Annotated in this window: 15 protein-coding genes; 5 read left to right on the forward strand and 10 right to left on the reverse strand. The window is 41.9% G+C overall.

The features are described from left to right. Positions 1 to 15: 15 nt before the first annotated feature. Complete coding sequence (gene glmS / locus ACMVDV_RS13400; protein WP_416158449.1) at positions 16 to 1836, reverse strand: glutamine--fructose-6-phosphate transaminase (isomerizing); 1821 nt, start codon at positions 1834 to 1836, stop codon at positions 16 to 18. 113 nt (positions 1837 to 1949) lie between these two features. Then, positions 1950 to 2708: a DeoR/GlpR family DNA-binding transcription regulator gene (locus tag ACMVDV_RS13405; RefSeq protein ID WP_416158450.1), complete on the reverse strand. Its 759-nt coding sequence runs from the start codon at positions 2706 to 2708 to the stop codon at positions 1950 to 1952. Between the two features lie 180 nt (positions 2709 to 2888). On the opposite strand from ACMVDV_RS13405, the gene ACMVDV_RS13410 reads away from it, so the two are divergent. After that, positions 2889 to 3416, forward strand: coding sequence for a sugar O-acetyltransferase (locus ACMVDV_RS13410; protein WP_416158451.1), 528 nt, complete (start codon positions 2889 to 2891; stop codon positions 3414 to 3416). A gap of 96 nt (positions 3417 to 3512) precedes the next feature. Here ACMVDV_RS13410 and ACMVDV_RS13415 read toward each other — a convergent pair whose 3' ends face one another. The 3 genes from ACMVDV_RS13415 to ACMVDV_RS13425 are packed head-to-tail and all read right to left on the reverse strand — an operon-like array spanning position 3513 to position 7886. Further along, positions 3513 to 5915, reverse strand: coding sequence for an FtsX-like permease family protein (locus ACMVDV_RS13415; RefSeq protein ID WP_416158452.1), 2403 nt, complete (start codon positions 5913 to 5915; stop codon positions 3513 to 3515). 1 nt (position 5916) lies between these two features. After that, positions 5917 to 6621 (reverse strand): ABC transporter ATP-binding protein, encoded by a 705-nt coding sequence (locus ACMVDV_RS13420; protein WP_304181204.1) that lies wholly within the window; start codon positions 6619 to 6621, stop codon positions 5917 to 5919. 11 nt (positions 6622 to 6632) lie between these two features. Continuing rightward, the gene (locus tag ACMVDV_RS13425) at positions 6633 to 7886 is read right to left on the reverse strand and encodes an efflux RND transporter periplasmic adaptor subunit (RefSeq protein ID WP_416158453.1); all 1254 of its coding nucleotides are present in this window, start codon (positions 7884 to 7886) and stop codon (positions 6633 to 6635) included. Positions 7887 to 8112: 226 nt separating this feature from the next. Between ACMVDV_RS13425 and ACMVDV_RS13430 the strand changes: the two genes are divergently transcribed. The 4 genes from ACMVDV_RS13430 (at position 8113) to ACMVDV_RS13445 (ending at position 13250) form a co-directional block, all read left to right on the forward strand. Next, positions 8113 to 9531, forward strand: a complete 1419-nt coding sequence (locus ACMVDV_RS13430; RefSeq protein WP_416158454.1) for a sigma-54-dependent transcriptional regulator — start codon at positions 8113 to 8115, stop codon at positions 9529 to 9531. Between the two features lie 2 nt (positions 9532 to 9533). Further along, entirely contained in the window at positions 9534 to 10850 is a 1317-nt protein-coding gene (locus ACMVDV_RS13435) for a sensor histidine kinase (RefSeq protein WP_416158455.1), read from the forward strand. An 89-nt stretch (positions 10851 to 10939) separates the two neighbouring features. After that, complete coding sequence (locus tag ACMVDV_RS13440; protein WP_416158456.1) at positions 10940 to 12211, forward strand: LysM peptidoglycan-binding domain-containing protein; 1272 nt, start codon at positions 10940 to 10942, stop codon at positions 12209 to 12211. A gap of 373 nt (positions 12212 to 12584) precedes the next feature. Further along, positions 12585 to 13250, forward strand: a complete 666-nt coding sequence (locus ACMVDV_RS13445; RefSeq protein ID WP_416158457.1) for a hypothetical protein — start codon at positions 12585 to 12587, stop codon at positions 13248 to 13250. A gap of 43 nt (positions 13251 to 13293) precedes the next feature. On the opposite strand, the gene creD is transcribed toward ACMVDV_RS13445, so the two are convergent. The 5 genes from creD to ACMVDV_RS13470 all read right to left on the reverse strand — a co-directional run bounded on the left by creD (position 13294) and on the right by ACMVDV_RS13470 (position 19953). After that, positions 13294 to 14589, reverse strand: coding sequence for a cell envelope integrity protein CreD (creD, locus tag ACMVDV_RS13450; RefSeq protein WP_416158458.1), 1296 nt, complete (start codon positions 14587 to 14589; stop codon positions 13294 to 13296). A gap of 78 nt (positions 14590 to 14667) precedes the next feature. Further along, positions 14668 to 16149, reverse strand: a complete 1482-nt coding sequence (gene creC / locus ACMVDV_RS13455; RefSeq protein ID WP_416158459.1) for a two-component system sensor histidine kinase CreC — start codon at positions 16147 to 16149, stop codon at positions 14668 to 14670. Further along, positions 16136 to 16816, reverse strand: a complete 681-nt coding sequence (locus ACMVDV_RS13460) for a response regulator (RefSeq protein ID WP_416158460.1) — start codon at positions 16814 to 16816, stop codon at positions 16136 to 16138. The genes creC and ACMVDV_RS13460 overlap by 14 nt, the downstream gene beginning before the upstream one ends. 271 nt (positions 16817 to 17087) lie before the next feature. After that, positions 17088 to 19574 (reverse strand): host specificity factor TipJ family phage tail protein, encoded by a 2487-nt coding sequence (locus ACMVDV_RS13465; protein ID WP_416158461.1) that lies wholly within the window; start codon positions 19572 to 19574, stop codon positions 17088 to 17090. Then, positions 19558 to 19953, reverse strand: coding sequence for a hypothetical protein (locus tag ACMVDV_RS13470; protein WP_416158462.1), 396 nt, complete (start codon positions 19951 to 19953; stop codon positions 19558 to 19560). Before ACMVDV_RS13470 ends, ACMVDV_RS13465 begins: the two co-directional genes overlap by 17 nt. Positions 19954 to 19957 lie beyond the last annotated feature (4 nt).

The raw sequence follows: 19957 nt of genomic DNA on the forward strand, positions 1-19957 counted from the left end.
ACCAATCTATTGATTTTACTCAACCGTAACCGATTTTGCTAAGTTACGAGGCTGGTCAACGTCAGTGCCTTTAATTACCGCTACATAGTACGAAAGCAACTGTAATGGCAGTGTATATACCACTGGGGCAATCACGTCATCTACGTGGTTTACGTTGATCACACGCATGGTTTCGTCTGACTCAAAGTGTGAATCTTTATCAGCGAATACATAGATGATGCCGCCACGAGCACGTACTTCTTCTACGTTTGATTTAAGCTTTTCAAGCAATTCGTTATTGGGTGCTACAACGATGATTGGCATGTCGGCGTCAATCAGTGCTAATGGGCCATGTTTAAGCTCACCGGCTGCGTAGGCTTCTGCGTGGATGTATGAAATTTCTTTAAGCTTAAGCGCGCCTTCCATTGCAATTGGGTATTGTGAACCACGACCTAAAAACAGTGAGTGGTGCTTGTCGGCAAACTCTTCTGCAAGGTCGGCAATGCCATCAGCAAGTAATAAAGTTTCTTCTAATTTAGCTGGAAGCAATTTAATGGCGTTAACAATAGTGCTTTGATCTAAGCATTTCTCTTGCGCGATAGACGCAGTAAGCATTAACAGACCAACCAATTGCGTGGTAAATGCTTTAGTAGAAGCAACACCAATTTCAGCGCCGGCTTTGGTCATAAAGGCAAGGTCTGATTCGCGCACCAGTGATGAGCCAGGCACGTTACAAATGGTCATTGAAGCCATGTAGCCTTGCTGTTTTGCTAAACGCAGTGCTGCTAAAGTATCGGCTGTTTCACCCGACTGTGAAATTGTCACAAGTAGGCTGTTTTCATGTACGTAAGATTGGCGGTATCTAAACTCAGAGGCAATTTCTACGTTACAGCTAACGCCTGCAAATTGCTCAAGCCAGTAACGTGCAACCATACCTGAGTGGTAAGACGTGCCACAGGCAATAATTTGTACGTGTTTTACATCTTTAAAAATCTGCTGCGCGCTGTCGCCAAAGGCATCAATCGCTACACGGTCGTCATTTAAACGCCCTTCAAGGGTATTACGTACCGCAAGTGGCTGTTCGTAAATTTCTTTAAGCATGTAGTGACGGTATTCGCCCTTACCTGAAGCATCTTGAGTGATGTTTGATTCGATCACTTCACGCTCAACAGCGTTACCGTCTACATCAAAGATTTCTACGCTATCACGGGTGATACGCGCTACATCGCCTTCTTCAAGGTAAATAAAGCTGCGCGTAACAGGTAATAATGCTAATTGGTCTGAAGCAATAAAGTTTTCGCCAAGGCCTAAGCCGATTACTAGCGGGCTGCCTGAACGGGCGACAATAATTTCATTATCGTTAGCTTTATCAAATACTACCGTACCAAATGCGCCATCAAACTGCTTAACTGCCGCTTGTACTGACGCAAGTAAAGAAGTGTGTTGCTGACGAAGTTGATGAATTAAATGCACCATAACTTCGGTATCTGTGTCTGATAAAAACTCGTAACCATCGCCTTTTAGCGCTTCACGTAAGCTGGCATGGTTTTCAATAATACCATTGTGTACTAAGGCAATTTCGCTGTTTGAAATATGCGGGTGCGCATTTGCTTTAGTCACGCCGCCGTGAGTTGCCCAGCGAGTGTGTGCAATACCGGTGTGGCCGCTAACGCCTGCTTCATTCAGCGCGCTTTCGAGGTTTGCTACTTTACCTACCGCTTTTACGGTATTTAGGCTGTTGCCTTCAAGTAATGCCACGCCTGCTGAGTCGTAACCACGGTATTCAAGACGCTTTAAGCCTTCGACTAAAATTTTATTTACTGGGCGTTCTGCAACTGCCCCAACGATTCCACACATATTATCTCCTTTTGCACATGCCAAAGCGTCAACTTTGGGTTTGTATGTGTTGTTTAATATTTAAATGTACATCACAAGTGTTGTCGGCCTGTGATAAACACGAATTTGTAAGTTTATAGCTCAGCGCAAATCAACTGCACACCACACGCTTGTATTGCTTTGCGAGCATCAAGCGCCAAGTTGCTGTCGGTGATAAGCGTAGTCACTTGCTGCCAAGGTAATTCTAAATTAGGGATTTTTCGGCCGATTTTTTCTGACTCCACCAGCACAATCACTTCTCGGGCAGCGCCTGCCATTACTTGGCTTAAGCCCACAAGCTCATTGAAGGTAGTAGTACCGCGCTCAACATCAATGCCATCGGCACCAATAAATAGCTGATCAAAATCGTAAGAACGTAAAACACTCTCTGCAACCTGCCCCTGAAACGACTCAGAATGCGGGTCCCAAGTACCACCGGTCATCAAAAGTGTTGGCTCGTTTTCCAGCGCCAATAAGCGATTAGCCACTTTAATTGCATTGGTCATCACCACTAAACCGCGCTTATTACCCAGCTCGGGGATCATTGCGGCAGTAGTGCGACCACTGTCGATAATAATGCGGTTATGATCTTTGATGAGTGCTGCTGCGGCTTTTGCAATCGCCACTTTACGTTTTGAATCAATGTCATCGCTTACAATTTCTTGCGGTAGCGCAATTGCACCACCGTAGCGGCGCAGTAATAGTCCGCTTTTTTCAAGCGCGGTTAGGTCTTTACGAATGGTTACTTCAGAGGTTTGAAACTGCTCAGCTAAAATATCTACGGCTACCTCGCCTAACTCATTAACTTGAGTAAGAATAAGGTGACGACGTTGCTGGGTGTTTCGTTTAGTCATTAAGCAAACCATTTAAGTTTCGTTTCGAAAGTTAGGGGATTTTAAACGAAACAACATAAATGGCAAGTGAATGTATAAAAATACCGCTTTTTTCATAAAAATATAATAAGCCCCATCAAGCGTTGACCTTATTAGCAATCAAGTTAAGCTAAGTGCAATTATAAATAACGGCGTTAATTCATGAATAAATTCAACAGCCTCGATAAATTATATTTAGAGCAACGCAAAATCGCCCATGAAATCTGCCGCTTGTTTAACAAAAGCCCCAGTAAAGGTAATTTAAAGCGTATTAAAGGGCTATTTTTTCACTCTGGCGAGAGCGTTATTATTGAGGCGGGCTTTCATTGTGATTATGGCTCGCAAATACATATAGGTGATCGTACATTTATAAACATTAACTGCACCGTGTTAGATGCGCCAATAAGTGAAGGCACAATAAACATTGGCAGTGACTGCTTAATTGGCCCCAATGTACAGCTATTAGCAGTTTCGCACGCAGTTAATTCTACAGAACGGCTCAATAAAGAGAACTTTACAGCCCCCATTATCATAGGCAATAACGTGTGGATAGGCGCGGGAGTTATAGTATTAGCAGGCATTACCATTGGCGATAATGCTGTCGTGGGCGCAGGGTCAGTCGTTACCAAAAATGTGACCGCGAACACTGTTGTTGTCGGTAATCCTGCTGTGAAAATTAAAGATATTTAAGCTTTATGTTGTAGGTCGTCATTTATGGCGACAAAATATAACAGCAAAAAGCCTAGCAATATTGCTAGGCTTGGAGTTTTGAGAGTTTGTTAATTGTTACTCATAACGCAGTGTCAACGAAGGTCGTGTACTGGCGGCTTTAAAGGCAAGGCTGGCAACCGTGAGCCAAGTGATCGCAGCAACACTAAGAGCTGCTATTAAATAAACCCAGATAGCTTGGTCAACACGCTCATTAAAGTTTGCGAGCCAATCGCCCACCAGCCAATAAGTAAGCGGGTATGCTATGGCTACACTCACCACAACTAAAAGCAAAAACTCTTTCGCCAGTAGGTTCATAATGCTGATGCGTGATGCGCCAAGTACTTTGCGTACCGCGACTTCTTTTTGGCGACGTAATACCGAGAATGACGCTAACCCAAAGGTCCCCACACACGCTAAGAATACAGCTAAGCCTGAGAACAAAGTGACAAACTCAGTGGCGCGTTCGTCATTACGATAAAGCGCACGGTAATTGTCAGCCATCATTTCTATTTTTGGGTCATAAATATCAAGCGTTTCGGCCAAGATGTTAGCAAGCTGTGACTTAACATGCGGGAGCTGTGTTAAATCCAGATTAACGATAATTCTACCAACCCAGCTACTGGTGTAACCGCAAATAAAGATGGTGGAGGGCTGTGTATCTTTAACGCTACCTACTTTTATATCTTTAACAACGCCAACAACCGTTATGGTAAGTTTTTGGCCGTAACCTGTGTCAGTACGCCAAATGCTGCCAATTGCATCTTCTGCGGTTGCATAGCCCGCTTGTTTAGCTAAAGATTCGGTCAATATTGCTGACGCGGTCGCTTGAGTATCACTGACTTTATTAAACCAATCAGCTCCCATTTTTGCACTAAAGTCACGCCCAGCTACCAGTGATAAATCCAAAGCACTCACAGCATCATTACCCACACCAATAAAGGGTAATGTTTGTTTAGTAAACTGACCGTTATCAGCCGTAAATGTGCGAGACGAGTTATAAGCACCGGTTAGTGAAATATCTATTACGCTGGCTTGTTTCACACCATCAATAGCGTTAATGCGATCTAACAGCACATTGTTTTGGTTATAGAATATATCTCCTGCGTCAATATCACTGATCATCAGCTTGCCTTCTTTTGCGTAACCAACAGGGAGTGATTGCAAATGTGCCAGCTGCTGTTGTAGCAATAAGGCGGCAATGATCAGTGCGACCGACAACGCAGACTGTAAAACCAATAAGCTTTTTCTCACCGCTATGGCTGTGCGGCCGCGTTGTATATCACCACTAAGTACTCGTTTGGCACTAAACGCCGACATAAACATCGCAGGATAAATCCCCGCAAGCAAACCTACCAACAAGGTAACAACTGCAATTGCTGCGCCTAAAGCTGAACTGTAATTAAGCGCTAGCTGACGATCAACTAATTGATTAAAAGCCGGCGTTACCAATTCAACCAACATGCACGCTATTAGTGCTGCAATAATGGTAATAAGTAATGATTCAACTAAAAATTGGCAAACAATTTGTGATTTGCTCGCGCCAAGCGCCTTACGAACACCCACTTCTTTTGCGCGCTTTGCAGATTGCGCAATACTCATATTGATAAAATTAAAAGCCGCTAGCAGCACCAACAAAATACTTAAACCAATACAAATACGCAGCGTTGAAAGCGAGCCATTCATTTTCATTTCAAAATTAGAGCTGGCAGTTAAATGTAGGGCTGTTAAAGGGTTCAACGTAAGCTGTGCTGAGTCATAATCAGAGTCTTTATAAACAACCTCTCTATAACGTTGCTCAATAGCTTTAGCAAGCTTGCCAGCATCAGTGCCAGGAGTAACCCGAATATAGGTATAGCCATTGTTATTTTGAAAGTTACTATTTGCTGGTGGCTCTTTAATTAATGCTTGAAAGAAAAAATGAGTGTTATCTGGCAGATCGGCAAATACCGCACCGACTTGCCAACGTTTATTACCCTGTATTAAGGTCTCACCAATAATAGCCGTGCTGCCAAAAATCCGTATTGCGTACTGCTCACTGAGAGCAATCATATTTGGCGTAGTGAGTACTTTTGCCAGATCCCCTGCTGCAATATCGATATTGATAAAATCAGTCACGTTACTACGCGCCGCGAGTACATTTTCTAATTTGTAGCCAACCCCATCACGAACAAACTCAGAGCCAGGTGGGACCAGATCAAGTGAGAGTATGTCTTCAATTTCAGCCATGTCTTTAAAAGACGCGATCACATCTTTATTGACTACGGGTGCCCCCATTCCAAGTGATGGAAAATATTGATATACACGATACACGCGATCAGCATTGGGTTGCTGTTCATCATAAGAAGCTTCATTAAAAGCAAACATGGCCACTAAAATAGCCGCAGCTAAACCAACACTTAAGCCAATGATGTTAAGTAAAAAATGTTGTTTTTGCTGTTTAAATGCCCGTAGGGCTGTCACTAAATAATTAATAAACATGTTAAGCAACCTCAGCAGCGCTTTGCTGCACAACATTCGCTTTGTCAAGCATCACTTGGCCGTCGAGTAAGCGTACTAAACGGTCAGCATATGCGCCTTCTTTCTCTGAGTGAGTCACCATAATAACCGTGGTACCTTCGCGGTTTAACTCGCGCAGCATCGCCATGACTTCATCGCCATTTTTAGAGTCGAGGTTACCGGTTGGTTCATCGGCTAAAATGAGTTTAGGATTAATCACTAATGCACGCGCCACGGCTACCCGTTGCTGCTGACCACCCGACAGCTGCTGTGGTAAGTGCTCGGCGCGGTGGTCAATACCTACGCGCTTTAAAATGGCTTCAACACGTTGTTTTCTCTCGCTTTTTGATATTTTTTGATACTGTAATGGCAGCTCTACGTTTTCATATACGGTTAGTTCATCAATCAAATTAAAGCTTTGAAATACAAAACCGATTGATGCTTTACGAAGCTCTGACAATTGCTTTTCGCTGTACCCTGCGATATCAGTACCCGCAAAATCAAAGCTTCCTGCACTTGGCGAATCCAACATGCCTAAAATAGACAACAAGGTTGACTTACCACAGCCAGAGGGCCCCATAATCGCTAAAAAATCACCTTCGTTTACGGTTAAGTTAATATTGCTTAGCGCTGTAGTTTCAACATCTTGAGTACGAAATACACGACTTAAATTAGTTAGTTTGATCATTGTTATTTTCCTTAAAATTGTAGTTGCTGTGCTTTATCAAAGTTGCTGTAGCTAGAGGTAATCACTTGATCCCCTGCGTTTAGCCCTTCGAGCACTTCAAAATAGTGTTGATTCTTTTTGCCTAAGCGAATATCACGGCGCAGCGCTTTATTACCGCCTTGTTCAATAACATAAACCCAGTTACCGCCCGAGTTGGTAAAAAAGGCGCCACGTTTAAGCAGTAAGGCATTGTTTTTGTCGCCACCCAGCATTAACTCAATATCAATACTTTGGCCGCGCTTAATGCTTTTGGTGTTACTCGGTAAATCCACTTCAATTTGAAATTGCGACTGCTGTACGCGGCTATCAATTTTGCTCACCTTGGCGTTTATCATGCCGCTTTCAAGTTCAATCATCACGCTCATGTCACGCTGTACTTGGTTTAAATAAAACTCATCAAGGCGTACCACTAATTTATATTCATTTGGAATATCTATTTGGCCTAATCGCGCGCCACTGTTTTTAGATTCACCAATTTCAACATCAAGCTCACTTAAATAACCAGATACCGGCGCTTTGATTAATAAGTTATCGAGATTTCGACGCGCAAACTGCAGATTCTTTTCCAGCATTTTAGCGCTGTCGGCAAGCTGTGCGACTTGCACCTCACGGATTGAGTTTTCTTGCTTTTGGCGTTCAAGGGTGAGCTCTTTACGGGCTTGGTAATAATTTAAATCCTCTTCCAGCTCTGCAAGTTGCTCCTGCGCTAATACGCCACTTTTAACTAACGGTTTAGTTTGCTTTAAACGGCGGGTTAAGTGGGTAATTTTTAATTCGATTTCTAATAAGTCGCGGCGTAAGTTTAACCGGCTAGTTTCCATGGTCATTTGCGTATTACGTAAAAAGTTAAGCTGCTCAGTTACTTGTGCTTCGCGGCTCATTACATCCAGTTGCAAGTTAGTGTTGCTTAAGCGTACCAAAGGTTGGCCTTTCTCAACATATTCGCCTTGCTCTACTAAGCGCTCCTCAACTTGGCCACCGGCGATGGTATCAAGGTAAATACTGGTTTTTGGCACTACTTGACCGCGTAAACTCAAGGCGTCTTTAAATGCACCTTGCGTTACCGTGCTAACAGTTAAACTGCTACGATCGATATTCTGGCTACGACCTGTATCGCTGGTTTGCGTAAAGCCATAGGCAGCCGCCGCAACACCTAGAGCTAGTGCTGCAAAAGTGAATTTTTTTAAGTACTTTTGAGTAAATGAGCGTTGTATTTTTTTGTCCATGTTTGGCTACCTTGATACAGGTTTAATAAACTAATTACCGATAGTTATTACAAACGTTGTGCCAACTTTATTTAACAAACAAATTCAATAGGTTAAATTTATTTTTAACTATTTAAATATTGATAGTGTCCGCTTATAGAACACTTTGTTATTTTATCAGCGTCCATTTATGGACACTGTCCCCTTTTTGTTTTAGGCTAAATAAAACTCTATAAAAATAACAATCATGAAACACTCAGGCTCGCTGTTAATTGTTGATGACAACCCCGATATTCTCATCGCCGCACGGTTATTGCTAAAACAGCATTATCAAAGCGTTAAAACCACTGACAACCCATTTGATATTGCAGGCATCATTAACGAGCAACGCAAAGCTGATCAGCCAATTGAGGTGATCTTACTCGACATGAACTTTACCCAAGACTCCATCAGCGGCAAAGAAGGCTTTTATTGGTTAAAAAAAATCATCGAGCAAGACACTAATATCGTGGTTTTGTTGATGACTGCCTACGGCGACATTCAACTTGCAGTGGATGCGATTAAAGCGGGCGCATCTGATTTTATTGCTAAACCTTGGCAAAACGAGCAGTTACTTGGCGCCGTTGCAGCCGCGTTTTCACACGCTAAAGATAAACAACAAGTCGGTAAATTAACTCGCCAAAAGCAAGGGTTAAACCAAGCCTTAAACACACCCAACTTTGAATTTTTAGGCCGAAGTACCGCTATGCAGCAGGTATTCACCACCATTGAAAAAGCCGCGCAAACTGATGCCAATATATTGATAACCGGCGAAAGCGGCACAGGTAAAGAGCTCACCGCCCATGCCATTCATCAGGCAAGTATGCGCCATAGCCAAACCTTTATGAGCTTGGACATGGGCGCCGTGGCACAGAATTTATTTGAAAGTGAGTTATTCGGCCATAAAAAAGGCGCGTTTACCGATGCTAAAAGCGATCGCATTGGTAAGTTTGAACTTGCCCAAGGCGGCAGCTTATTTTTAGATGAACTCGGTAATTTACCACTTGAACACCAAGCTAAATTACTTGCCGCATTACAAAATAGGCAAATAACACCAGTTGGCGGCAGCAAAGCAGTTGATATAGATATTCGCCTTATTTGTGCCACCAACGACAACCTTGATCAAGCTGTCGCCGAGGGGCGCTTTCGTCAAGATTTACTATACCGGATCAACACCGTTGAAATTCGCCTACCCGCATTGCGTGAACGCAGTGATGACATTCCATTATTAGCTAATTACTATCTAAAGCACTTTGCACAAAAATATAAACGCGACTTAACCATTAGCGATCATGATATGAACGCACTTTGCCATTATTCGTGGCCGGGCAATGTCCGCGAGCTTGCTCATGCTATTGAGCGTGCGGTTATTTTAACTGAAGGAGACAGGCTAGATATAAGCTCAGTGGTTGGTAACACAGCAGCGCTTAGCGCTGACAACAATAGCCAAAGCACAAAGATGCTAAACAGTGAGGCTGAATACGATACCTTTGATTTAGAAATACTCGAACAACGTACTGTACGTGCAGCCCTTAAGCATCATCAGGGGAATGTTAGCCATGCAGCCAAAGCGCTTGGTTTAACCCGTGGCGCTATGTACCGCCGCCTTGAAAAATATGGACTGTAACCATGCGGGCTAATTTATTATTAACGATTAATATAATAGCGCTTGTTAGTGCTAGCGTATTACTGAGTTACTTATTACAAAACAGCAGCTTTTCAGCAACCTCACTGTTAGTTATATTAGTCTCTGCGGCCTTGATAGCACATATTTTCACCCTATTTAAACGCCAACAAAAACAAGCCGAAATGGTGATCCGCGCTTTAGCCAATGGCGACAGTACCTTAGGGCTTGGCCAACAACACCCAATGCGCCAACAATTTGAGCAAGTAAAAACGCAAATGCAAACGGCACGCTTTAATGCCGAGCAACAAGCGCAATTTTTACAAGCACTGCTTATTCATGTTGATTTAGCCGTCATGGTGTGTGACGACAACGGCAAAGTGATCGAATCAAACCCAGCAGTCAGCAAACTACTGGGTAAAAGCTTCCAGCATTTACAAGAATTAGGCGCTGTTGGCGAGCTCATTTTAAACGCCAGTCATAATATTCGCAGCACCACCTATTGGCAAACCGGCGAGCAGCACGACACCCTCTCTATTCAACTCAGTATCGCCGAAATACAAGGTAAAGTGCGCCGTGTAGTAAGCATTCAATCAATTCATGACCAATTACAACTCAAAGAACAACAAGCTTATAAGCGCTTAACTAAAGTGCTGACTCACGAAATTGCCAACTCAATTACCCCGCTTTCATCGTTAGCGAATACGTGCACCACCTTACTGCCACAAGAATTGTGTTTTATTGATAGTGAAGATAAACAAGACTTACAGCTTGCACTAAACACGTTAGCATCAAGAACAGCACATTTAGGCGACTTTATTGCCCGTTTTCGCCAAGTTAGCAGCTTACCTAAACCCAATTTAGCGCCCAATAATTTAGCAGATTTGTTAGCGCGTATTATCACCTTGCATCAACAACAGGCACGCGAGCTACAAATAAATATAGAACTGACAATTCAAAGCCAACAATTGGTAATGTTAGATAGTACTCAAATAGAGCAAGTATTAGTAAACCTGATAAAAAATGCCCTCGAAGTGTTAAGCAGCAACAAAAAATATAACCCGCAACGCCCCGCTCAGCCAAACATCAAACTCAGCTTGGCACAAAACGCCAGCCAACAACTCTATATAGAAATTAGCGACAACGGCCCAGGCATTAGCGAACATGTGGTAGATATGATCTTCGTGCCATTTTTTACCACCAAACAGCAAGGCTCTGGCATTGGCTTGAGCCTATCAAGGCAAATAATGCTAAACCACGGCGGTGACTTAGTCTATCTAGCCAAAGCACAAGGCGCCTGCTTTAGATGTGTGTTTGGTTAAATTCAGCCACCGCTAATTTTTAACTCACCTTATGTTAAGCTAACTTGCTTTAGGTTAGCCGCATTCATTTTTTCGGAGTAGTTTAGTACGTGTCTTTAAATCGATTTATCCGCATTTTGCCATTGATTGTTATTTTATCCGGTTGTGAAACCACACCCGAACAGCCATCTTCACAACCTGCCATTAAGCCTGAAACTACCACTATTGTTAGTAAACCAAGCGAACCCATTGAGCAAATAGCACCGTTAAATGCTAAAGAACTTAATGATGTGTGGCAACGTATTCGAGCGCAGCTAACATTTGCCAATTCTAGCCACCCTGATGTGCAACAACGCATAGCTTGGTATTTATCACACCCAAATTACATGGACGAAATAAGTCGCCGTGCTGAGCCTTACCTTTACTATATTGTCAATGAGGTTGAAAAACGGGACTTACCGATAGAATTAGCCTTAATGCCGCTGATTGAAAGCGACTTTGATGCCAGTGCCTATTCGCACAAGCATGCATCAGGGCTTTGGCAATTAACCCCTTCAATAGCTAAGTATTTTAAGGTAAAAATTAGCCCTTGGTACGATGGTCGCCAAGATGTGATCGACAGTACCCGTGCTGCTCTGGATTTTATGGAGTACTTATACCAACGTTTTGATGGTGATTGGTATCACGCTATAGCGGCCTATAACTTAGGTGAAGGGCGTGTACTTAGAGCGATCAGCAACAATAAAAAGCAAGGCAAACCCACTGACTTTTTTAGTTTAAAATTACCTAAACAAACCAGTCAATATGTACCAAAGCTACTTGCTGCTGCGCAATTATTAAAAAACCAAAAGATGGCATTCCCTGCAATCGCAAATAAAGATGCGATAGCCAAAGTGGCCATTTCTGGCTCAGTTATTTTAGATAATAAAGCCCAATGGCAACAGTTAGAGTCTTTAAACTACGGGGTTATTCGCTTCCCAGCAATTATTGATGCGCCACATCTCGTCGTTCCTGCCAGTGAGCAAAAGCAATTTGAAAATATGATCGCCAATCAAAAAAGCAACGATTATAGCCAATGGCAGCATTACACTGTTAAACGTGGCGATAGTTTGAGTGTTATAGCAAAGCGCTACAAAGTAAGTGTGAGTCAGCTTAAAGCATTCAATAATTTAAAAAGTAGTACCATACGTATTGGCCAAAAGTTGCTGCTGCCGCAGTTAGCCGATACACAAATAGAGCACAAGGTAAAATCTGGCGAAAGCTTATGGAAAATAGCCAACCATTACAAAGTCAGCATCACTAAGCTAAAGCAATGGAACAGCCTTTCAGGCGACCGCTTAAAAGTAGGCGAGAAGCTAACCGTATTTTTATCAAATAGTTAACTATAAGAGAATGTTTGCGAGTAGCTTGCTACTCGCAATTTTATCTACACTTTATCAAACACATACCTTATATACCCAAGCCACCTAAAGATGCAGAATTCAGCGTTTCACAGGGGCTTAATATCAAGGCGTTACTTTGCAAGAATGGCCATCCCTTTTAAGAAGGAACAACGATGAGAGTAAGTTCCTGTGAAGCGCCCAATGGGTTGGCTTAAAAGCGATTTATACTGCGTTATTGATTTTAACAATAGAACCACTATGATTTGCAATCAATGCCTTGCCTAAATCGCTTTTAATTCCAACTGAAACTCGCATCTGGAGGTGGTTTGGGTATAATAATTAATTACACTCATAAAAATAAAAACTAAACGATATGGATGATCAAAACTCACAACAGGCACTGCCGGTGCCTACAACCAGCAGTAAACCGCAAGCTTGGTTCACTAACGAACGTCTCAATTTACTTCTAGCACTGTGTGCTATTGTCATTTCAGCCGCATCATTTTATGCCACCTACTTACAAGCAAGTGCCGCCGAGCGACAGGTAAAAGCCGCAACTTGGCCCTGGTTAGAAGTGATATCTGGTAATTTCAATAACCAAGAAAAAGCACCTGAAATAGCCCTTGAAATAACAAACTCAGGCTCAGGCCCTGCTATCATTAAATATGTAAAGTATTTTCATAATGACCAGTCGTACGTAGACATTTACTCGCTTATAAAAGATTGCTGCTTCGATGTATATGCCTATGAAAAACAGCTTCTAGAACTACAAGAAAAGTCGCCCAAGATAAACTTTTTCGAACAATTTGGTTGGCTATTTACCAGTGAAAGTCAAAATAGGCTATTAGCCGCTGGCGCCAGCATTAGCTTACTCAGCTTTAAAAGAACCAGCTTTAATGACACACAATGGCAAACTGTAGATAAGCAACGCTTTAAAATTTCAACATCAATCTGCTATTGTTCACTGCTTGAACAATGCTATATCAGTGATGGCCGCGGTACAGTTAGCGAGGTAGAACATTGCGCACTAAACGATTAATATAAAAAGGGTGGACGTTACTGTCTCACCCTTATTTGGAATTTTATTCTTCCTCAGCTTTACCACGATACCAATTAACTTGTCTGGTCAGCATCATAATCAAACTCAGCACTACAAACACCAGTAAACTGCCCATCAACAATGCGTAATCTTCTGCACTTAATAGCCCGTACAGTAAGCTGTATAAAAACAGTATGCCGCTCAGAAATAACCCTCCATGCTTAGTGTTTTTCAACATACCGGCCACATAAATACTTAGTAATAATGAAGAAGCTAATGCTGATAGTAAGTAAGCAAGGTTAAAACCTAGGTGTTCTCCAAGTGATATCAACAATAAGTAAAAAACTGCCAATGCTAAACCGACAAAGCCATATTGCACCGGATGAACGGGTTCGCTGCGTAGCACTTCGAGTAAAAAGAAGCTGGCAAATACCAATATCAGCACTAAAATTGCGTAGTTACTGGCGCGATAGCTTTTTAAGTAATGATCAACACCATCAACAAGATTAACTCCCATGCTACGTTGCTTAAATTGTTCGCACTGATTTTGAAAAACACAATGCTGAAACAGCTCTTTTAAGTTGGTAGCAAAGTAGTTTGTTTGCCAGTTGGCAGTAAAGCCTTGTTCTGAAATACTTGAGTCAATAGGTAAATAATCGCCAACGAAACTTGGATGTGGCCAATCTGCTTGCATGTTAAGACTGGTCTCTTTACCGATAGGAGCAATAGCTAGTTTTCGCATTCCTTGTAGATTTAAATCAATTTGATAATCCAATGTTTGTTGCTCAAGCAAAGCACTAAAATCAAGCTCAGTATTAACGCCTTCAGGCAATTGCGCCAGCTTAGTGCCAGGTTGCAACGCATATTCTTGGTTATTTATACGCATACTACTACCTTGACCAATACCGCGAATATCTTTAATCGCCATCACCATATGCACCTGCTTTATCTTTTTATCGGCTAATTCATTTAAAGCCTCGGTATTAAATTGGCCTGCAAAGTGATTCGCGGAGCGATAGAGTAACGCCTTATAAATACCTCGGTATTTTTCAAAAGAAGATAATTCACTGTTTATTGTTAAGGTTTCAGGTAGCAACAACAGCGTTCTTAACTGTTCAGTGGTGTTGCCTTCCACGGTATGAGTTTCTATAAATTGTACTTGAATAAACGGCCCAATGACTTGTTGCTCGCCGCTGCTACTTTTAGCAATATCAGCTTGCACTTGTTGCTGTAGTTCTGCACGTTCATCTATTAGGTTTTGGATCATAAAAATAGGCACTAATAACAGTACAATTAGGCCTATGATAATTACCAATTTTGTTTCCAGTTTTTGCTTCATTGTTATTTACTCCCTATTTAATATAGGAACTAGAGTAATCGACAAAAGTGGATTTTAAATGGTGCTTATGTGGAGTCTTTATGGAGTTGGTAAAAACAGCTTAACGGATACGCCCTGCGGGGTATTATGGATGTCTAACTTTCCTTTATGCAACTTAACCACTTGTTCTACAAAATTAAGCCCAAGGCCGGTACTTTTTTGTCCGTTACTTCTGGCAAGCGAATAAAAGCGTTCGGTTACTCTCTCTAAAGCATAATCAGGTATATTCGGGCCAGTGTTCTCGACGTTAATACAAAGCTCGCCTGCGGTTTGCGTGACGGTAATATTAATTTTGCCCTGTTCATCTACAAAATCCAGCGCGTTTTCAAACAAATTGTACAAAGCTTGCTGTATTAAAAATTGATCCCCCACAAAAGCGACTTTGTTATCACAGGCAACGCTTAACTCTACCTGTTTGGTCATTAGCCTGCTGATACAAGAGGCCTTTATCTGCGCCAATAAAGCTGGTAAATCAATTAATTGCCGTTGTTCAAGCTCTGGAAGTTGCTCAAGCTTTGTTAGAGCTAACAACTTATCAATCAATTGCTGCATTCGCGTAGCTTCGGTTTCAATATTCTGAGCAAATAATTGTTGTTTATCTACCGTGGTAGGGGTTTGTAGTATTTCACTAGCCCCTTTGATCGCTGACAATGGGCTTTTTAACTCATGTGTTAGAGTTTGCACATAGTTTTCTACGTAACGCTTACCATCAAGCTGACGCCGCATATTTTCAAGCGCATCACTCAGTAAGCTATATTCATAAAAAACTCTAAAGGTGGGTTTACTGGTTTTTTCACCGCGGCCCATTTTAGCAGCGTAGTCAGCAAGCTTATATAGCGCGGTATTTATCCGCCACGCGATTAAAGCACCAATAATGAGCGCGAGTACACTCATTAACGCTAACCAGGTTAATACCCGATACTTAGAAATATCAATAAAGGGCTGTACCGAGCGGTTCGCTTTAGCAACCGTGACACTGCCAATGATCTCATCGTTATACATGATTGGTGCAGCAACATGCATGACGGTTGATAGCGGATCATTTGGGTCTAATGCAGTTGAACGTGCCCCGTACTCACCACGCAAAGTGAGATAAACGTCATTCCATTTAGAAAAATCATTGCCAACATCTTGCTGCCATGAATCCAGCACCACAATCCCTTGTTGATCGGTTATATAAACTCGGTGATTAACTGATTTTTTTTCAATTCCCCAAATAGCAGCATCAGGATCACGTAAACCATAAAAGTTGATTTGCTTAGCAAAAGCGCTCTGTGCGATATCTCCTTTAACCATCGGGTTACTCGCCATCACAGCCAGCATGTTAGCCATGTCGACCAGTGTTTCTTCACTTGCTTGGCGTACCGTTGGTTTGATCTCTCTCATTACTGTCGAGCTAACTAAGTAAGCGGTTAAAATCACTAACACAAAGTAGAGTAAAAACAGCCTCAATCCAAGCGGGATCTTAGGCCATCTTTTAAGACGAGCAAATACCGTAGTTACTTCCTTAGCTGGATTCATAGTAATAACCAAAACCACGTTTAGTATGAATACATTCTGGAGCCGATACCGCGCGTAATTTATTACGAATAGCCTTTATGTGGCTATCAACGTTACGGGCATAAATAGCATCTTGGTGATTTTGCGCCGACAACAATAATTGCTCGCGGGAGAATACTTGGCGAGGATGGCTAATTAACTTATCCAGCAGTTTAAATTCTAATGCTGTAAGAGCCAGTGCTTGGTTTTGGAAATAATAATCGAAATTTTCAGCATAAAGCCCTGAGGCTTGTTCAGAGGAAATAGATTCTTTAATCGCAGCTTCGCTATGTCTAATTCTAAGTTTAACCCGTGCAAGCACTTCTCGTGGGCTAAATGGCTTAGTAACATAATCATCGGCGCCTATTTCTAATCCCACCACCCGATCAATTTCATCATTTCGGGCAGTAAGAAAAATAATTGGAACCGCTGAGAACTCTCTTATCTGTTTGCACAACTCAAAACCATTGGCATCTGGTAAACCAACATCCAAAATCAGCAGGGCAGGCATATTGTTTTTAATATACTCAAGCCCCTCACCCGCTGTAGCAAACCACTGCACAGCAAAACCATCTATTTCTAGAGTGTGGATCAGTGTATCAGCGATCGCTTTTTCATCTTCAATGATCACAACCCGACTGCTAGACATACGCAACTATTCCATTTTACAAACTGAGTTAACAGCTTTTAATAGTTACAGTTAGCAAGCATGTAGTCAATTGCTAGATACCACTACATGGCCTATCCTAGTTCCTAGCGACCTAGCCTGATGCAAGCCGCGAAAATTCGCTATAGAAAATCGCGAAAACTGCGAAAACTAAACCTTGCAGTATTTTAAAGCTTATTTGAGTATATGAAAGTAAAAGCAGCCGTTAAGCTGCTTTGTTTTTGCCTGATGATTGGTTACTAGTTTTATTATGTTAAGTAGGCGCTAAACTATTATCGTCAAGATAAACTCTATCGTCGTACAGTTCTGCAGTAACATTAACCTTATCAACCGACGATGGTTTGATATCCCTTATCAGCACAGCATTACACCACTTGTTTGTAATCCCGAACATATATAAAGGTGGTTCCATTGAACCATCAAACACTGGTGCAAAGTCTATGTCACTATCAATTATAACTTCATTGCTTGATGAACCGATAGTCGCAGTGTAAGGGCCAGATAAAGTACCGTCAGGCTTTCTCAGCGCTAATATGTGCGATTGTCCGCTTTGCCACTTTAATATAGCGTCAACATACACAGACCGCCCTACTATATATTCAACCCGTCCTGTCTGTTCATATCCTGGTATGTCATCTGCTAATGCGCAGTAATCTAAGTAACGCGAGTTTAATGCATCCATCTCTGTTTTAAAGCTAAAGCTTGTACGGCGATAGCGGCGAGCTCGGCGCTTACGCATGCCAAATTGATATGCTTTATCCCTGCTAGTAATACCAAACGCTCTTACCTTCTCAGGGTTAACACCTAAGTCACCAGGGAGTAAACACAAGATTGTTTCTGACTTCCATGTAATTGGTGAGAAGTACTCAACTTCAACGCCGTCATGTTCATCATCATCTATCAATGTAATGGTGCGCTCTAAAAGTCCGATATAGTTATCTGGTTGGTACATATGCTGGAATATAGTGCGCTGTTGATCACGCACTGGAATTACACGGCCATAATCAATTGTTGGCTCTGCAAAACCAACGGCTAGCACACGCTTTAATACTTCAAACATCGTGCTACCACTATCAAAAACAGCATTAAACTCATCACCTCGATTGTGCCAAACGGGGTGTAATGTATTAATTTCCTCTAAGCCAATCTTACTATCGCTATGGCCTGAGCTTTTAATAACATGAGTAAAGAATGGTGCAATGTCGGTAGTAGGCCTAGGCGCGCTCCATGCACCATTTTCATATACAGGCAAAATACGAGTACCAATTAAATTAAACTTATTCTCTGCAGAGCCAGCAAGTGCATTGGTACCACGAATTTTAACTGCAATTGTTGTCATACCTTCATAGCTAGTTGCGCTATCAAGTTCAGCTTTTAAAGACGTCCAGTAAATTTCATCTTTAATACGCGTATCATCGTTAGCAGCAGTAACACGCTTAATACGCACTTCAGGTCTAATTTTAGTGGGTAGCTCGATAGGAAAGGTTCTGCCCAGTTGATCGTTAGTTGAATTACTGTATGTTTCCTCAACAAAAGACCACTCTTGCGCGCCTTCATCACGATATTCTATTCTTATCGTCACTGAACGACTTAGAAAATTACCATCATCATCTAGCTCGCCCAGACCCTGAGGCAATGTAAAATCAACCCATATTTTCTGCGTTTTTTCACCCGCAGGACACGCAAAAAATGGCCCATTAAACTGCCCATCACCGCCACCGCCTTCAACTAATACATTGGCGTTTGAATTAATCTCAGTGACAAACGAACTCCACGTAGGATCATCCTGGTTCTGACCATCGACTTTATTAACTTCACTGCCTGATTTACTAGCATCCAGTAACTCAAAATACCCATCATTTTGAGCACTTAACGTACCTTCTATTTTAAGTGTTTCACCAACTGCAAAAGGAGGCGTTGTTTTATATTTTATAGTGCCAAGCTCAGGCTCATACTCTTCACGATGAACCACCAGCTTGTTTCCTTCAAATGACCATATATATCGACTATTCAAACCACCAGTATTCGTTACACGGCCTTTTAATTCTATACCTGTACTTCCTGCGGTTGAACCTACTTCACTGGAGGTATAAACATTGCGATGCGCTTCATGAACCGTAACGTCTTCACCTGGGCCAAAAATTTGATAATCAACATCATTAGGTTTACCGGTGACAGGTGTATTACCAATAAACACTTCATCATCTAAAATTTCATACTCACCCTTGCCTACACATAACATAAGATAAAGCCATTGCTCGTTATTAATGTACTCACGCCGTGGCATAGTAAGGTAATCGGGAAAGATTAAATGCCGACCAGCTATCTCTGGAATAACCCCCATTAAGCGAGGCTTATTACCTTGCGTATTAACATCATAAATACTGCTGCCATCAGGCACAGTCGAATTATAATTATCAGGTATTTGGTTAGTCGCATAGATAGCAACACCGATGGCAATAACAGCAATAACCGCATACGCAATTGTTGCTGGGTCTTTCGATTCAACAACAAATTTTATGTCGTCATTGTGCTTAAACGTGTAAGTATCCCATTCACTAGGAAGTACATGTCTGCTATTTATATTTACACTAAATAGAGGCTGCTCTAGCTCTGCATATGCTGGCACGTTTGCATCTAACCATGAGTTTACTGTTTGACCAACTAGACCAGTGCATGGCTCATACAAACTATCGTCAAGCTTGTTTGGGTAAATCTTAATTTCAACCTGTGTACGCATAAAATTTAACCTCAAAAAATAGCTTGTAGAAATCAGATACTTTTATAATAGATGGCCCTTTTTTGCGTGATGTATGCAGTATTTGTAGTTGGCCATCAGTAAATACACATAACCCCATATGTATTAAGTTTCCCCCTCTAAAACCACACGCAATAGCCTGCTCTTTAGCTGAGCAAGGTTTAAATTGATCAACTATTTGTCTGTATGAGTTAGTGAGGTTGTTTTTATCATCAGGACTAACATGGCCAAACGACTTAAATAAAGGTTTTCCGTATACGTTGTGAAGCACAAGACGTGGCTGGCCCCAACAATCAAGCCCAGTCATATCTCGACCACCATCGACATACGGTACACTCAGGTAATCATTAATATGTTTCATGGGA

The organism is Pseudoalteromonas sp. ASV78 (assembly GCF_047806705.1).
Taxonomy (GTDB): domain Bacteria; phylum Pseudomonadota; class Gammaproteobacteria; order Enterobacterales; family Alteromonadaceae; genus Pseudoalteromonas; species Pseudoalteromonas prydzensis_A.

Excerpts from the sequence above, each read along its gene's own strand:
- glmS (WP_416158449.1), bottom strand. The coding sequence starts at position 1,836 with ATGTGTGGAATCGTTGGGGCAGTTGCAGAACGCCCAGTAAATAAAATT.
- ACMVDV_RS13405 (WP_416158450.1), bottom strand. The coding sequence starts at position 2,708 with ATGACTAAACGAAACACCCAGCAACGTCGTCACCTTATTCTTACTCAA.
- ACMVDV_RS13410 (WP_416158451.1), top strand. The coding sequence starts at position 2,889 with ATGAATAAATTCAACAGCCTCGATAAATTATATTTAGAGCAACGCAAA.
- ACMVDV_RS13415 (WP_416158452.1), bottom strand. The coding sequence starts at position 5,915 with ATGTTTATTAATTATTTAGTGACAGCCCTACGGGCATTTAAACAGCAA.
- ACMVDV_RS13420 (WP_304181204.1), bottom strand. The coding sequence starts at position 6,621 with ATGATCAAACTAACTAATTTAAGTCGTGTATTTCGTACTCAAGATGTT.
- ACMVDV_RS13425 (WP_416158453.1), bottom strand. The coding sequence starts at position 7,886 with ATGGACAAAAAAATACAACGCTCATTTACTCAAAAGTACTTAAAAAAA.
- ACMVDV_RS13430 (WP_416158454.1), top strand. The coding sequence starts at position 8,113 with ATGAAACACTCAGGCTCGCTGTTAATTGTTGATGACAACCCCGATATT.
- ACMVDV_RS13435 (WP_416158455.1), top strand. The coding sequence starts at position 9,534 with ATGCGGGCTAATTTATTATTAACGATTAATATAATAGCGCTTGTTAGT.
- ACMVDV_RS13445 (WP_416158457.1), top strand. The coding sequence starts at position 12,585 with ATGGATGATCAAAACTCACAACAGGCACTGCCGGTGCCTACAACCAGC.
- creD (WP_416158458.1), bottom strand. The coding sequence starts at position 14,589 with ATGAAGCAAAAACTGGAAACAAAATTGGTAATTATCATAGGCCTAATT.
- creC (WP_416158459.1), bottom strand. The coding sequence starts at position 16,149 with ATGAATCCAGCTAAGGAAGTAACTACGGTATTTGCTCGTCTTAAAAGA.
- ACMVDV_RS13460 (WP_416158460.1), bottom strand. The coding sequence starts at position 16,816 with ATGTCTAGCAGTCGGGTTGTGATCATTGAAGATGAAAAAGCGATCGCT.
- ACMVDV_RS13465 (WP_416158461.1), bottom strand. The coding sequence starts at position 19,574 with ATGCGTACACAGGTTGAAATTAAGATTTACCCAAACAAGCTTGACGAT.
- ACMVDV_RS13470 (WP_416158462.1), bottom strand. The coding sequence starts at position 19,953 with ATGAAACATATTAATGATTACCTGAGTGTACCGTATGTCGATGGTGGT.